This window comes from Variovorax xiamenensis, assembly GCF_050916385.1.
Taxonomy (GTDB): domain Bacteria; phylum Pseudomonadota; class Gammaproteobacteria; order Burkholderiales; family Burkholderiaceae_C; genus Variovorax.
Genome location: NZ_CP139038.1, coordinates 847,045 through 861,158, shown reverse-complemented (window position 1 = coordinate 861,158; position 14,114 = coordinate 847,045). Strand labels below are relative to the sequence as shown.

10 protein-coding genes are annotated in these 14,114 nt (G+C 67.3%); all 10 read right to left on the bottom strand.

Features of this window, described 5'->3' with window-relative positions:
• Positions 1–13 precede the first annotated feature (13 nt).
• A complete protein-coding gene (locus tag SFB74_RS03725; RefSeq protein ID WP_432729330.1) occupies positions 14–1,150 on the bottom strand; it encodes a PAAR-like domain-containing protein in 1,137 nt (378 codons plus the stop codon).
• A 6-nt stretch (positions 1,151–1,156) separates the two neighbouring features.
• Positions 1,157–2,194 carry a hypothetical protein gene (locus SFB74_RS03720; RefSeq protein ID WP_432729329.1) on the bottom strand — a complete coding sequence of 346 codons (1,038 nt, stop codon included), beginning with the start codon at positions 2,192–2,194 and terminating at the stop codon, positions 1,157–1,159.
• Positions 2,191–3,291: a DUF2169 family type VI secretion system accessory protein gene (locus SFB74_RS03715; protein ID WP_432729328.1), complete on the bottom strand. Its 1,101-nt coding sequence runs from the start codon at positions 3,289–3,291 to the stop codon at positions 2,191–2,193. The genes SFB74_RS03720 and SFB74_RS03715 overlap by 4 nt, the downstream gene beginning before the upstream one ends.
• Positions 3,292–3,343: 52 nt before the next feature.
• On the bottom strand, positions 3,344–3,844 hold the full coding sequence (locus SFB74_RS03710) for a DUF6484 domain-containing protein (RefSeq protein ID WP_432729326.1): 501 nt from the start codon (positions 3,842–3,844) through the stop codon (positions 3,344–3,346).
• A 21-nt stretch (positions 3,845–3,865) separates the two neighbouring features.
• Positions 3,866–6,244 carry a type VI secretion system Vgr family protein gene (locus SFB74_RS03705; RefSeq protein ID WP_432729324.1) on the bottom strand — a complete coding sequence of 793 codons (2,379 nt, stop codon included), beginning with the start codon at positions 6,242–6,244 and terminating at the stop codon, positions 3,866–3,868.
• Positions 6,245–6,312: 68 nt separating this feature from the next.
• Complete coding sequence (locus SFB74_RS03700) at positions 6,313–6,708, bottom strand: DUF4150 domain-containing protein (protein ID WP_093301714.1); 396 nt, start codon at positions 6,706–6,708, stop codon at positions 6,313–6,315.
• 23 nt (positions 6,709–6,731) lie between these two features.
• Positions 6,732–7,364, bottom strand: a complete 633-nt coding sequence (locus SFB74_RS03695; protein ID WP_432729322.1) for a DUF3540 domain-containing protein — start codon at positions 7,362–7,364, stop codon at positions 6,732–6,734.
• 50 nt (positions 7,365–7,414) lie between these two features.
• Positions 7,415–8,467 (bottom strand): pentapeptide repeat-containing protein, encoded by a 1,053-nt coding sequence (locus SFB74_RS03690; RefSeq protein WP_432729321.1) that lies wholly within the window; start codon positions 8,465–8,467, stop codon positions 7,415–7,417.
• Entirely contained in the window at positions 8,464–11,058 is a 2,595-nt protein-coding gene (locus tag SFB74_RS03685) for a DUF2169 family type VI secretion system accessory protein (protein WP_432729319.1), read from the bottom strand. Before SFB74_RS03685 ends, SFB74_RS03690 begins: the two co-directional genes overlap by 4 nt.
• A 19-nt stretch (positions 11,059–11,077) precedes the next feature.
• A complete protein-coding gene (locus tag SFB74_RS03680; protein WP_432729318.1) occupies positions 11,078–14,113 on the bottom strand; it encodes a type VI secretion system Vgr family protein in 3,036 nt (1,011 codons plus the stop codon).
• Between the last annotated feature and the right edge of the window lies 1 nt (position 14,114).

The following is a 14,114-nucleotide window of genomic DNA, read 5'->3' as shown; positions in this document are numbered from 1 at the left end:
AACTCCTTGGGATTCAGCGAGCGGCACGACCGAATTTGGCCAGCGCGGCAGCGATGGTCTTCTTCAGTTCCGCGAATTTCGACATGTCGTTCTTTCCGGTGGGCGAATACTTGACGGCCTTGCGTTGATCGCCCATGCCCTTGTGGCCCTGCTTGAGCTGCGCCTCGATACATTCCTTGCTGCACTGCGGCGCCACCTCCTTCGCCCCGGCGGCGCAGTGCGCGACCTCGGCGTTGAAGGAGCGGTGGTCGCCGGGCGACACGCCTGGCCCCGCCGTTGTCTTGTGATGCGCGTGCCGCAGGCCGTGCGTGCCCGAGCAACTGCCGCCTTCGGTACACATGCAGGGCGCCGTATCGATGTCGTACTTCTCCCAGCCGGGCATCTTCTTTCCGTTGCTCACCGAGCTCACGAAGAAGGAGCTCTTCGGCACGATGTGGTCGCCGGTCTGCGCGGGACAGCAGCCCGTGATGCCGTCCCTCGGCTCCGCGTTGTACGGAGTCAACCTGCAGCGGCGCGCGGCCGAGCACGGGTTCTCGCTGGCATTGCGCGCGCGCGTGGTGGTTGCGCCCTTGCTGCGCGTGAATGCGCTGCCGATGCCCGCTTCCTCGCACACATCCTTGCCGGGACCTCCAGCCTTCTTCTTGTATCCCTTGCAGGCGGTCTTTTCCTGCTCGCGGTCCTTGTCGCACAGCGCCTTTATCTCGGCGTCGGCCATCGAGTCGACAAAGGGCCACGGGATCGACTCATTGGCAATCGGGCTGCCATGGTTGTTGGTGGTCTTGTCGAGGTGACGCACCGCGTTTTCGCCCTCGAACTTGACGTCCATCGACCAGTCGATGAAGTAGACCTTGCCCTTGTTCTTGCTGGACACCACTCCCTTCTTGGCGGCGCAGCCGGCCTCGTCTCCCGTCGAGGTCTTGAAGTAGGACTTGTTCTTCAGCATGACCTCCTGCCCGGATATCTGCACCGTGCGGCTGCCGTCGGTGGTGTCGGAGGCAAGGCCGGTGTTCGGATACGGCACAGGAACGCCTGGAGGCGTTGCGGGATTCTCCGGTGGCGTCATGCAGACGTCCGGTGTGGCACAGATGGTCTTTCCCGCACCGGCCTTGCAGGCGACCTCGCGGCCATTGGCGAAAACCTGGTTGGCCATGTCTGCTCAGCTCCCGCCCTGGTGCCAGGAAAACACCATCGCCGCGCGCCGTCCGTCGTCGTTGCCCAGGTGCAGCAGAACGTTGTCGCCGCGCGCATAGGCTTTCTCGCAGGCGACTTTCAGCACAGCGATCATCACCGCACCGATGGGTGCACCGACTTCGCCGATGCAGTCGGCCGGATGCCAGACATCGAACTCGCTGCGTTTCGTGCGGTCTATGCGGCCGAACGCGAGCGTGGCCTCCTTGAACGCATACTGCCCACCCGAGGCGTCGATGATCTTGAATTCGAGAATGCTCTCGCCGCAGCCGGCGTCACGCAGCGACTGGCGGATGGCCTCGGCAAGCCCTTCGGCGCGCAACGGCTCCTCGGAATCGATGTGCGCGCGCTCCAGCGCAAAGCCCAGGCCACGGCACACCAGTTGCGGCCCGGGCCGCGCGCCCATGGCTTCCACCAGCAGCGCGGCCGCGCCCTCCCCTGGAATGAAGCCGTCGGAGTTCTCGCTTGTCAGCAGCCTGTCGCGTGCTTCGCAGTCGGCCAACGTGGCACCGCTCAACATGCTGTCGGCCGCGGCTATCAGCACCCGCTGGGCGTGTCCCTCGACGATCATCCGGCGGGCCTGCAGCAGCGCCACGGCTACGGACACATGCCCCTGCGCAATCAGTGACGAGCGGGCATTGAACCGCAGGCCCAGTTCGTCCTCCAGCAGCTCGAGGAATCGAGCATCGTCGGGCACCAGCCGGCCCGGGCGGTCGGTTTCGGGCAGGCACAGTAATAACGGCATCGCTTCGCAGTCCTCGCGGTCGCACCCGGCGAGGCACTGCCCGATGGCACGCGCGGCCATCTTCAGCAGCTTCTTCTCGCCGCGCCAGGGCAGAGCCAGCGGCACCTCGCAGCCCATGATCCATTCACCACCGGTGTCCCTGAAGCCCGTCTGCTGGAAGTTGTCGATCGCGCCGCGAATTGCCGCGCACGTGGCGGCGGTGTCCATCCCCACTCCGGTGACGAGGCCCGCGCGACCGATGACGATCGGCACGACGCTCATACCTCTTCCTCCGCCGCCTCGCGCCGGGTCCGCACAAGGTCGGCAAGCGACGGATGCCACTCCTTGCCCAGTTCGCGCGCACGCCACCAGCCGCTCGACATGCGGCCGGCAAGGATGTTGGATATCTCGAAGATGCCCTTCTTCAACGGCAGCGTGGCCCGCCATGCGAGTGTCACGAAGCCCTGATCGGCATCGATTGCGATGGTGTCGAGCGTGGCATTGATTTCCTCGCGGCCTCCTTTGCGCCGGAAGAAGGTCACCGGTACTTCTCGGCGCGGCAGGCGGAAGCGGGTCTGCCCCTCGGGCCTGAGGTTCATGAGCACGACCTCTTCATCGCCCAGCGGAAACCCGATCTGCTGATCGACGGGCGCGGCTTGATAGTAGGCCTCGTCGAAGTCGGCCGGCAGGAAGGGAAAGGTATGGTCGATCCACGCCTGATCGTAGGTGCCCGCATGCGGCAGGCGTTCGGCCCAGCCGCGCCCCAGTGGGCCGAGTGCCATCGGTGCGAAGGTGCCGTCGGGCGTATCGACCGGACGATCGATCTCTTCCGTGTTCGGCAGCGGTGCGCCGTCGAGGTATCGGGCCTGCAGGTGACGATGCCAGCCACGCCCCACGGGGTTTCGCATGTATGCGCCGTGCTGGTCGGGGTCTTCATGACGCGCATCGACGCCGCCGAAGGCCACGTCGTAGGAAATGCGCTTCGTGATGAAGGGCTCCGGTGCCGAGGCACGCGCGCCCGAAAGGCCGCAAAGCCATTGCCGGTCCCCCGCCACCGCGAAGGCCTTTCGCCAGCCGCCGATGCGAACCCCGACCAGCACGCGCTCGGCCGGCTCCCCGTGCGGCGCGTATGCGCTACCGGAAACCAGCACATCGCAGCGGTGCTTGCGCGGCGCGAAGTCCACCTCTTCGGCCGGAGCCGAGTAGCCCGGCTCGCCCGTGAAGGTGTCGGCCACGATCAGGGGCCGCTGCACCGCGTGCGGCTGCAGAGCGGCTTCGCCGCCGCGAGTGGCGTCGGGAATGGCGAAGGTCCCTTTCACCACCACGACCAGCAACTCTCGCCCCGAAGGCTCCACACCCTGCGTGTAGCCCACCGTCATGCCGGTTGAATTGACGACTTCCATGTCCCGGTTTCCGTTTTCGTTCCTGCGGTCAGTTGATCTGCACTGCTGCACCCTTGACCCGATTGACACCCGTCGACCGGCTCAGCACATAGCTGCCCTGGATCAGCACCTTCCCCGCACGCGTCAGGGTGATGCTCGCCTTGCCGCAGCGCAGCACCATCTGTGCTCGCGCGCTGACGAGAAGACGCTCACCGTCGGCATCCACTTCCACCTGGGCAGGCGCGGGCACCTCGGATTGCGGCCAGCCGGCGGCACCGCGCAGCACGCCCATCACGATGGGCCTGGCCGGATCGGCTTGCTCGAACATCAGCACCACGGCGCGGCCGATGTGCGCGCCGTGCAGATCGACCACGCTGCGCGCGCGCAGTGCCGCCGTGCCGGGCTGCCCCGCGAACACGACGAGGGGCGTGCGTCCTTCATCGGCGATGGCTACCAACTCGCCAACGACGGTTGCGTGCCACGGCCCCACGATCGCCTCCTGGGTGACGTTTGCTGCCAGCTGCGCCTCGATCAGGTCTCTGCCACTCATGCTTTCTCTCCTCACGTGAAATCAGTTCTGCAGAATCTTCGAACCCTTCATCACGATGTCGCTGCTCGCCTTCTGGTTGATCTTTCCAGAGGCATCGATCGTGATGTCCTTCCCCTTGATCACGATGGTCCCGTCCTTCTTCATCGTGATGCTGGCGCTACCCGTGGTGATGGAGATCGAATCGCCCGCGTCGATCACGAGGTTCTTTCCCACGGAGAGTGAATCGTCCTTGCTCACGCTGGTACTCCGGCCCGAGCTCACGCTGCGCGATTCGTCGGCGCCCACGTTCGTCGACAGGTTCGCCCCCACATCCACCGACCGGTTGGCGCCGATGCTGCTCGACTGGTTCGCACCCACGCTGATCGTCTGGCTCGCCCCCACCGTCACCGCCTGCATCGCGCCCACCGTGATCTCCTGCGCCGCGCCCACCGTGATGGTCTCGTTGATGCCCACCGTGTGCGTGCGCTGCAGCGCCACCGTGGCGGTTTCGCTCGCGCCCACGGTGATGGTCCGGTTCTGGCCGATGGAGATCGTCTCGTTCAGGTCCACCGTCTCGGTGCGGTTCTGGTGGATCGTGATGGTCTCGTTCTTGTCCACCGTTTCGGTGCGCTGGCCGTGCACGGTGATGGTTTCGTTGTTGTCGACCGTCTCCGTGCGGTCGTGTTTCACGTGGGTGGTCTCGTCGTGGTCGATGGTCTTGGTGCGGTCGTGGCCGACCCAGTGCGTCTCGTCGTTCTCGACCTCGATGTCCTGGTTCTTCTCTGCGTGCAGGTACACCTGCTCCGAGCCCTTCTTGTCCTCGAAGCGGAACTCGTTGCAGTTGGCCGCGCTGCCCTTGGGCGTGGAGCGCGTGCGGAAGCCGCTCTGCGTATGGGTGCCGAAGGGAATGGGCTGGTCGTCGTTGTAGACACGGCCCACGATCAGCGGCCGGTCGGGGTCGCCGTTCAGGAAGTCGACGATCACCTCCTGCCCGATGCGCGGGCAGAAGTACCCGCCCCAGCCCTTGCCGGCCCAGGGCTGCGACACGCGCACCCAGCAGGTCGACTTCTCGTTGCTCTTGTCGTAGCGGTCCCAGTGGAAGTGCACCTTCACTCGGCCGAAGTCGTCGGCATGGATCTCCTCGCCCGAGGGGCCGACGACGATGGCCGACTGCGGCCCCGGCATGACCACGCGCGGCGTGAGGCGCGGCGGATGGAAAGGCATGTCGACCGGGAACACCGTCAGCAGGAAGGCACTGCTGCCCGGGCGGCTCGCGTCGAGCGACGGCATGCGCGCGGCGACAGTCTCGAAGGCCGGAAGGGTGTCGGCCAGCACGGCGTCGTCTGCGAGCGCTTCTTTCAAAAGCCGTGTCGGCGAAGTCGGCGGCTCTTCGATGTCCGCGCCTTCGTAGCCCGGATGGCTCGCGACGAAGGTGCAGGCGGCGATCACGTAGTCGTTGTCGCGCGTGCCGTCGGGGTCGTTCTCGAACTTGAAGCTGCGCCCCGCGGCCACGTCGGGCCATGGCGTGAGCGCCCAGTGGCGCTGGCGGCGCGCGCCGATCTCCTCGCCGCGCAGCTTGCCCTTGTCGTCGGCATCGCCGCCGTTGAAATATCCGCCCGCGAACTCGAATGCCTCGAACTCGGCCAGCTCGTGCTTGTCGGGCGTGCCGCCCGCGGCCTCCAGCTTCTTCTTGATCGCCTTGAAGTCGCTGTCGGTAGAGGCGTACTTGCCGGTGTCGAACTGCCGCTCGCTCACCCAGCGCGAGATTTCGTTGAAGCGCGCCTCGGCGGCGTCGCTCGACACATAACGCAGGGTGCCGATGGCGGGCAGCTTGTCGTGCGCCATGTCGCTCGCGTCCGACATGTGCATGGTGCCGGGTGCATCGTGCGCGTCGAACCAGTAATAGATACCTTCGTCTTCCAACAGCCGCGATAGGAACTGATAGTCGCTCTCCTGGTGCTGCACGCAGTAGCGGCGCGGCTTGTGGGTGCCGACCACGTTGTCGGTGCGGGTCTTCTTGAAGCGCTTGATCGGGCTGTCCTCGAACACCGCGTCGAGCACGTCGAGAACGGGCTTCTCCTGCAGGATGCGCGAGTTGCTGCGCTTGGTGAGCAGCCAGAACCACGAGCGCAGGGTGAAGCGGTATTCGAAGTAGCGCCCCGCGTGGCCCGCGCGCACGAAGCGCACCGCATGGCCCTGGCAGTGGCGTTCGTGCTTTCCGCCGTCGGCGTCCTCGAAGCCGATGACGACGTCGAAGGCGCGGCCGAGGATGTCCTTGGCCTCGATGGCCTTGTTCTCCGACAGCACGGTGAGTTCATAGGTCGACGGGCGTGCCAGTGCCTCGTGACCCACGATGCGCCAGAACATCAGCTCGTCCTTCACGGGCGAGTCGCTCTCGATGCGGAACTCCTTGTCTGCCATGAATGGCTTCTCCCCTGTTCTGTACTGGCGGCGCCATCCGGTCACCGCCAAGGCATCTGCACTGCGCGCTAAGGCGCCAGCAACAACACCAGCGGCTGGCTCGGCACGGTGCGCACGCCCGGGCAGTTGGTGCTGTTCTGCAGCGACACGCTGGTCAGCCGCGACGCGGGCATGCCCATCAGCAGCACCGTGAAGGCGCCGGTGAGGTGGCGGCTCGGCCCCATCACCGTGCCCGAGGCCACGCCCAGCAGCACGCCGGAGTTGTCGCCGTTGGTCATCGGAATGGTGGTGCCGAGGTTGTGTGCCGGACCGCCCATGATGAGGATCGTCGGGCAGTTCGGAATCGCCATCGGACCCATGGCGATGTTCGGATACGGCACCGGAATCGGCGACGGCGCGGCGGGCGTGATGCAGACATCGGGAAAGCCCATGTCCGTGCCCATCAGCTGGCAGTTGGCGAACATTTTTCTTTTCCTTCGCTGTCGCCTCAGCCGAAATGGATCTGCGCGCCGCGCGCCTTGACCAGTTCGCGGCCGTTGACCAGCGTGTGCTCGCCCTCGAGGCGCATCAGCTGCTGCGCCTCGCACTCCACATGCGTGGCCGACACGCGATCGATGCCGTCGGTGGTGCGCAGGTAGTGCCTGCTGAAGTGCTGCACGCGGTCCATCACCGACGACAGCACCGAGCCCACGAGCTTCAAGCTGGTGCCGACCACGCTGAGCTGGCGGCCGACGACGTCGGCGCTGTCGGTGGCCAGGCGCGTGCGCTGCGTGGCGATGTCGAGCTCCTCGGCCGCGAGCTCGATGCGCCCGCCCTCCGCGGCGATGCGCATGTCGCCGCCTTCGCAGTTCACGACATTGACCGTGCCCTCCTCGCGCTGCAGCACGGCCATGACCCAGACTTCGTCGGGCGCGATGCGCAGGCAGGCCACGCTGTCGCCGGCCGCGGGCTCGAGCAGGCAGCTCGCGGCGCGGCGGGCGCGAAGCTTCAGGTCGCCGCTGGCAACGACCTGGCGGCCCTTCGCGTCGGTGCCCAGGATGCCCACGCACCATTCGCCGCCGATGGCCTTCGCGGCCGGGCGCTGGCGTGCACGGGTCTTCAGCGTTGTTTCGTTGTTCATGGCGTGTTCCCTCTGTGTTCGTTCATCCGGCGAATCTGGTGATCAGGCAATCAGGCGACCAGCGGCTGCCAGCGCTCCGATTCCGCGAGCTCCGGATCGGTCTCGAGCGCGCGCGCACGGTCGCTCATCTGCGCGTTCTCGGTGATGGCGGCATGCAGCACGGTGCGCAGCATGGTGGCGCGGCGCAGGTCGGCCGAGGTGAGATCGGCATGCCTGAAGTCGGCGTATGTCAGCTCGGCGCCGCCGAAGTTGGCGCCCTGCACCTTCGCGCCCGCGAAATGGGTCTGGTACAGGTCGCAGCCCGCGAACACGGCCTGCGGCAGCACGGCGCCGGTGAAGAGAGCCTGGCGCAGGCGCGCTCCCGAGAAGTCGGCGCCCTTGCCGGTGGCTGCGCAGAAGATCGCCGATGGTGCGATCGCCTTCGCGAACTTCGCGCCATCGAGCGTCGCCCCCTGGAAATTGCACTGCTGCAAGGTGACGCCGCTGAAGTCGGCCCCGCTCAGGTCGGCGGACGAGAACTGGCAGCCGTTCAGGTCCAGCCCCGCGAACGACATGCCCTTGAGCGAGGTCTTGAAGAACACGTTGCGCAGCATGCGCGCGCCGGTCCACGTCAGGTGCGAGAGATCGCATTCGTTGACCGTGGTGTATTGCCAGCTGGTGTCGTCGGCGCATACGTCGAGCAGCACCGACTGGCTGATGACGGCGGAATCGAGCTGCACGCCGCGCAGCACAGCATGGTCCAGCCGGCAACGCGCCAGCGTGGCCATGGTCATCGCCGACTGGGCCATCTGTGCGTGCGTGAGGTCGCACTCCGTGAACACGGCGCCGTGCAGGTTGGCTTCACGCAGGTCCGCGTGGTCGAGCTTGCAGCGGTTGAAGACGGCCTTGCGCAGGTTGGCGCCCGATGCGATGGCGCCGCGCAGGTCGCATGCGTCGAACACGGTCTCGCGCAGGTCGGCGCCACGAAAGTCCGTTTCGGCGAAATTGACCCGGGAGAAGATGCCGCCGCCGAGCGCGAGGCCCGCGTAGCGCCCCTTGCGCAGGTCGAGGCCTTCCAGCGCCTCGCCGACGCTGACTGCAATGGCCAGCAGGTTCGGGCTCATGCTGCGGCCTGCTGTTCCGGCGTGAGCCGTGGCCATGTTCGCGCCCGCTTGAGCAATGCGTCGTCGAAGCTCGTCGAGCCGTCCAGCCGCACGCGCCCGAGGTCGGCGCCGAAGAGATTGCTGCGCCGCAGGTCGGCCCCGCGCAGATCCGCCGACTGGAAGATGGCGTCGCTGAAGTTCACGCCCGACAGCAGCGCGTTGGTGCAGACGGCCTTGCGCATCAGAGCGCCCTTGGCGCTGGCGAGCCGCATGTCGGCGCCCTCGAGCAGGGCTTCGCAGAGATTGGCGCCGTCGAGCACGGCGCGAATCATCTTGGCGCCGCGCGCATCGGAGGCGCCGAAGTTGAAACGGCGCAGGTCGGCCTGGCTCATGTCCGCACCGGCCAGGCTGCTTCCCTTGACCGCCACGGTGCCGGCGCAATGTGCCGTCATCATCCTTGCGCCGTCGAGTTTGCTGGTCACGAAGGTCGCGTTCTCCATCTTCGCGCCGTGCATGTCGACGCCCGATAGGTCGGACTCGATGAAGTTGCAGACGGACAGGTTCGCCTCCGGCCAACGCATGCCTTTCAGGTCCAGCTTGTGGAAGACCTGGCCGCTCAGGTCGGCACCGGCCCAGTCGGCCTCGCCCCACGTGGTGTGCAGCAGGTTCGCCTTCGCGAATGTCGCGCGCCGCATCTGCGTGCCGGCGAATGCGCAGTGCATGAGCGTCGCGCCGCTGAAGTCGGCATCGTCGAAGACGCCTCGGGCGAGCCGCGCCTTGCCGAGGTTGGCCTTGCCGAATTTCGTGCCGATGGCGATCGCGCCTTCCAGATTCGCATGCGCCAGCACCGCCCCCGCGAGGTTGGCGCCGGAGAGATTGGTATTGGCGAGGTTCGCGCTCTCGAGCCACGCGCCTTCGAAGTTCACGTCCCGCAGGTCGAGGCCCGAGAGATCGGCGCCGGTGAGGTCGATGCCCGCGAAGAACTTGATGCCCGCGGCGCTGGCGCGTGCCATCTCGCCGCGCAGCTTCACCGCCTCGCCCGCGGCCATCGGGTAGGCCGGCGGCTGCATGTGCGCGGACTGGAGATAGCCCGCGCGATGCGCGTCCTCGATCTGGCACAGCTTCGGATAGATCGGCGCCAGGTCGACGGGCCTCGTTCCCATGGCCACCTGCGCGCGCATCTCGGCCATGTGCCTGTCGGGGTCGTACTTCGGCGGACCGCGGTGCTGCAGCTTGGCGAGGTCGATCTTCTGCTCCTGCGACATCGCCAGCGCGCGCTCGATGACCGTGACCGCATCTTCGACCGCCGCCCACCGCTGGGCCTCGGCCTCCTTCATCTTCTTCTCGAGGTAGGGCGGCAGTTCGTCACCCACCGGAACCTTCTCGCGCGGCGGCATCCGGATGCCCAGTGCGTCCGGGTCCTTGCCCATGGAGATGGCCTTCTCGCGAGCGAAGGCCACATCCATCCCGGCGCGACGGCGCTGCGCTTCGCCCTGCAGTCCCTCCGTCCCGAAGGGTGCCTTCGCGGCTTCCACATCGGGGTCGACGGTGCTCACACCCTCCGGGAGCAGGTCGCTGTCGACGATGGCGTAGATCGGTCCCATCTTCGGATCGGCACGCTTCGCGGCAGCGTCGAGATAGTGCGCATCGGAGCGGACCTGGCCGATGCGTTCCACCGCCCCCATGAGGCTGACCACGTCGGAGCCGTCGTCGGTGCCGACCTCGGCCAGGCCCTGGAAGATCGCGATGCAGCGCTCGGCATGCGGAAAGAACCACACCGTCGTCAGCCGCAGCGGAACCTCGCGCACCTTGGGCTCGCCGACCGCCATGCGGTAGCCGACGAACACGCGGGCCCGCATGCCCGGCAGGCGGCCTTCGATCAGGCGCTTTTCCGGATGCATGTTTTCGAACGAGAACGGCTCGTCGCCGACGAGCGCCGCGCCCATCCACTGGTCCGGCGGCGCGAGGTTGAAGTAGCGCCAGTCGGTGTCCGGCGCGAAGCCCGGCGCGTGCAGCTTCAGGTAGTCGGCGTCGTAGGTGCCGCGGTATTGCACGCGCTGCGGATGCGTCACGTCGAGCGCGCCCATGCCGACGGGCGCGATGGCCTGATCGGGGCGAAGGAGGCGGTCATGCGGCAGTTCGATGTTGGGCAGCCAGGCCACGCCATCCGCCTTCTGCCTGCCGCGGCCTGCGGTGTTGAGGGGAAAGTCCGCCCCGCCGTAGGCCCTGGTCCAGTCCAGCGGCATCTCCGCGAAAGGCCGGGCCTTGCTCGGCTTCGATCCGTCCCAGTAGCGGTCGCCCAGTACCAGCAAGGTCTTTTCCTGCGTACCGAAGCGGGCCCTCACGGCACAGCCGTCGGGCCGGTCCGGGGGCGGGAATGCCTTGCCGTGCACCAGGAACTCCGGCGTGAGCTTGGCCACGCCCTCGTCGATCATCGGCTGGGCCATCTCCTTCGCCAGGAAGGACCACATCGACTGCTCCGCCCACAGCGTTCCGCGCTCGCCCTGCGCGAACGGCAGGTGCAGGCAGGCGCTGATGCTGAGCCCGAAGCGCTTGCGGTACTCGATGGGGCGCGTCGACAAGCCGAGCGCCTGGGGTTTGAGGACTTGCATGGTCGATCGACAGCCCTCTTCATTCCCAGTCGTCGTTCGGCGGCACCCCTCCGTCCAGCGGGTCGGATGACGGCGGCGGTGGCGGCGGCGGCGGCGGTGGCGGTGGCGGTGGCGGTGGCGGTGGCGGTGGCGGTGGCGGCGGCGGTGGCGGTGGCGGCGGCGGTGCTGGCGGCGTCGGGCTCCACTCCTGCGTCGGCTCCGCGGGGGCGCCTACTCCTGGTGCAGGCGGCGGGGCCGGTGGAGCCGGCGGAGGCGGGGGCGGTGCGGCGGAGCCGTCCGCGTTGACGGACTCGTCGGCAGCCAGTCGTTCGCCGCCGGTGCCGACGCCGGCTGCACCCAAGGCACCGACGATCAGTTCACCCCCGGCGATCGCGACGGTGCCGATCACCGGGATGCTGCCGATCACGCCTTCCGTGCGACGGTTGCGCGTGATCGCGCCGAGCGAGCGCAGCCGGCCCGCAAGGCCCGGCAGGTGCGCGGCGTCGGCCTCGTTGGCTGCGTTGTCCAGCGCATTGGCGGCGTCGGCGTACTGCTTCAGTGTCGCGGCGATGTCCGCGTCCGCACTGGCAAGGCCCGCAACCGCTCCGAGCATGCCGGCGACCGCGGCTCCGCCCGCGCCACCGGCACCCGCGCCGGGGGTGAAGGTGTGCAGCGCGGCCTGCTCCACGTCGACCGGAAAGGCCTGGATCTCCGGCGCGAGGCCGGACGACAGCTTGACGCCCAGCGCGGTATCGATGGCCACGCCTCCGAAGTTGGAGATGGCGATGGCCAGCGCGTTGTCGATGCTCATGCCCATGAAGGTCGAGCGCGCGATGCCCAGGTTGGCTTCGCTGTTGGTGCCGATGTAGCCGCTGGTGTTCGGCCCGAGGATGGTCGTGTTGGAGCCGACCGAGGTCGCGTCGATGCTGCCCACCGCCATCATCTCGATACCGGTGTTGCTCATCAGCTTGATCTTGTTGGCCATCAGGTGCAGCGGCCCGGTGGGCACCGTGATGTACTTCGAGCTCGCCCCCGTCACCATCCAGTCGATATGCCCGGCCTCGAAGCTCATCTTCGCGGCCTTGTAGGTGACGTTGCCGCTGACGGTGATGGTCTGGTTGCCGATCACGTTGCGGGTTTCGCCGGCGCGCGAGGTGTCGGTGCGCGCACCGGTCACGTCGCTCAGGCTGGTGCCGGTCACCATGGTCTTGTCGTTGCTGTCGACGAAAGTGGTGCGGTCGCCCACCACCTGGTTGTTCTGCTTCCCCTTGACCGTGTTCTTCTGGTCCACCACCACCATGTTGGTGTCGTTGCGCGTCACCGTGCTCTTGCGGTCGCGGTCCACGTGGTTGGTCTGGTCGCGCTTGACGGTGACGCTCTGGTCGCGGTCGATGGTGGTGGAGTCGTCGCGCTCCACGCTGCGGCTCATGTCGAGCTCGGCGTGGATGTTGATGTTCTCCTCGCCCTTCTTGTCCTCGAACATGATCTCGTTGTAGTTCGAGGAACCGCCGCCGGGCGTGGAGCGGGTCTTGAAGCCGCTCTGGGTGGGCGACTTGTACGGTATGGGCTGCTCGTCGTTGTAGACGCGGCCCATGATGATCGGCCGGTCGGGGTCGCCGTTGAGAAAGTCGACGATCACCTCCTGGCCGATGCGCGGGGCGAAGTAGCCGCCCCAGCCCTTGCCGCCCCACGGCTGCGACACGCGGATCCAGCAGGTCGACTTCTCGTTGCTCTCGTCGTAGCGGTCCCAGTGGAAGTGCACCTTCACGCGGCCGTGGTCGTCCACGTGCAGCTCGTCGCCCTTCGGGCCGACGACGATGGCGGTCTGCGGCCCCGGCATGGTCACGCGCGGCGTGAGGCGCGGCGTGCGGAACAGGCGCTCGACCGGCATCACGGTGAGCAGGAAGATGCTGCTGCCGGTCTGCGCGGCCGATAGCGCGGGCGTGGCCGCGATGATCTCTTCCAGCACGGGCAGCGTGTCGGCGTTCACCGCGTCGTCGCGCAGCACGTCGGCCAGCGCGGCGTGCACCGGCTGCGCCTGCGTGTTGCCGCTCACGCCCTCGTAGCCCCGATGGCTGGCGACGAAGGTGCAGGCCGCGATGATGTAGTCGCCGTTGCGCGTGCCGTCGGGGTCGCCCTCGTACTTGAAGCCGCGCCCTGCCGTCACGTCGGGCCAGGGCGTCACGGCCCAGTGGCGGTCGCGGCGCGCGTTGAGCTCGTCGCCGCGCAGCTTGGCACGGGTCTCGGCGTCGTCGCCGCTGAAATAACCGCCCGGGAATTCGAACAGCTCCAGGCTCGCCAGCTCGTGGTCGTCCGATGCGTCGATGTCGGCGCCCAGCTTCTTCTTGATGGCCTTGAAGTCGCTGTCGCGCGAAGCGTGCTTGCCTGTGTCGAACTGCCGCCCGCTCACCCAGCGCGAGATCTCGTTGAAGCGCGGCTCCGCGGCGTTGACGGCCATGTGGCGCAGGGTGTCGGCGGCGGGCAGCTTCTCGTGCGCCATGTCGCTGGCATCCGACAGGTGCATGGTGCCGGGTGCGTCGTGCGCGTCGAACCAGTAGTAGATGCCTTCGTCCTCCAGCAGGCGCGAGAGAAAGCGGTAGTCGCTCTCCTGGTGCTGCACGCAGTAGCGCCGCGGGTTGTGCGTGCCGACCACGTTGTCGGCCTTGGTCTTCTTGAAGCGCTTGATGGGGCTGTCCTCGAACACCGCGTCGAGCACTTCCAGCACCTTCTTCTCCTGCAGAATGCGGGAGTTGGCGCGCTTGGTGAGCAGCCAGAACCACGAGCGCAGCGTGATGCGGTATTCGTAGTGCCGCCCCATGTGGCCCGCACGCACGAAACGCACCGCGTGGCCCTGGCAGTGGCGCTCGTGCGTGCCTCCATCGGCGTCCTTGAACCCGATGACCACGTCGAAGGCATGCCCGAGGATGTCCTTCGCATCGATGGCCTTGTTCGTCGAGATCACCGTGAGCTCGTAGGCCGACGGGCGCGCCAGCGCCTCGTGTCCCACGATGCGCCAGAACATCAGGTCGTCCTTGGCGGGGGAATCGCTCTCGATGCGGAACTCGTTGTCGGCCATC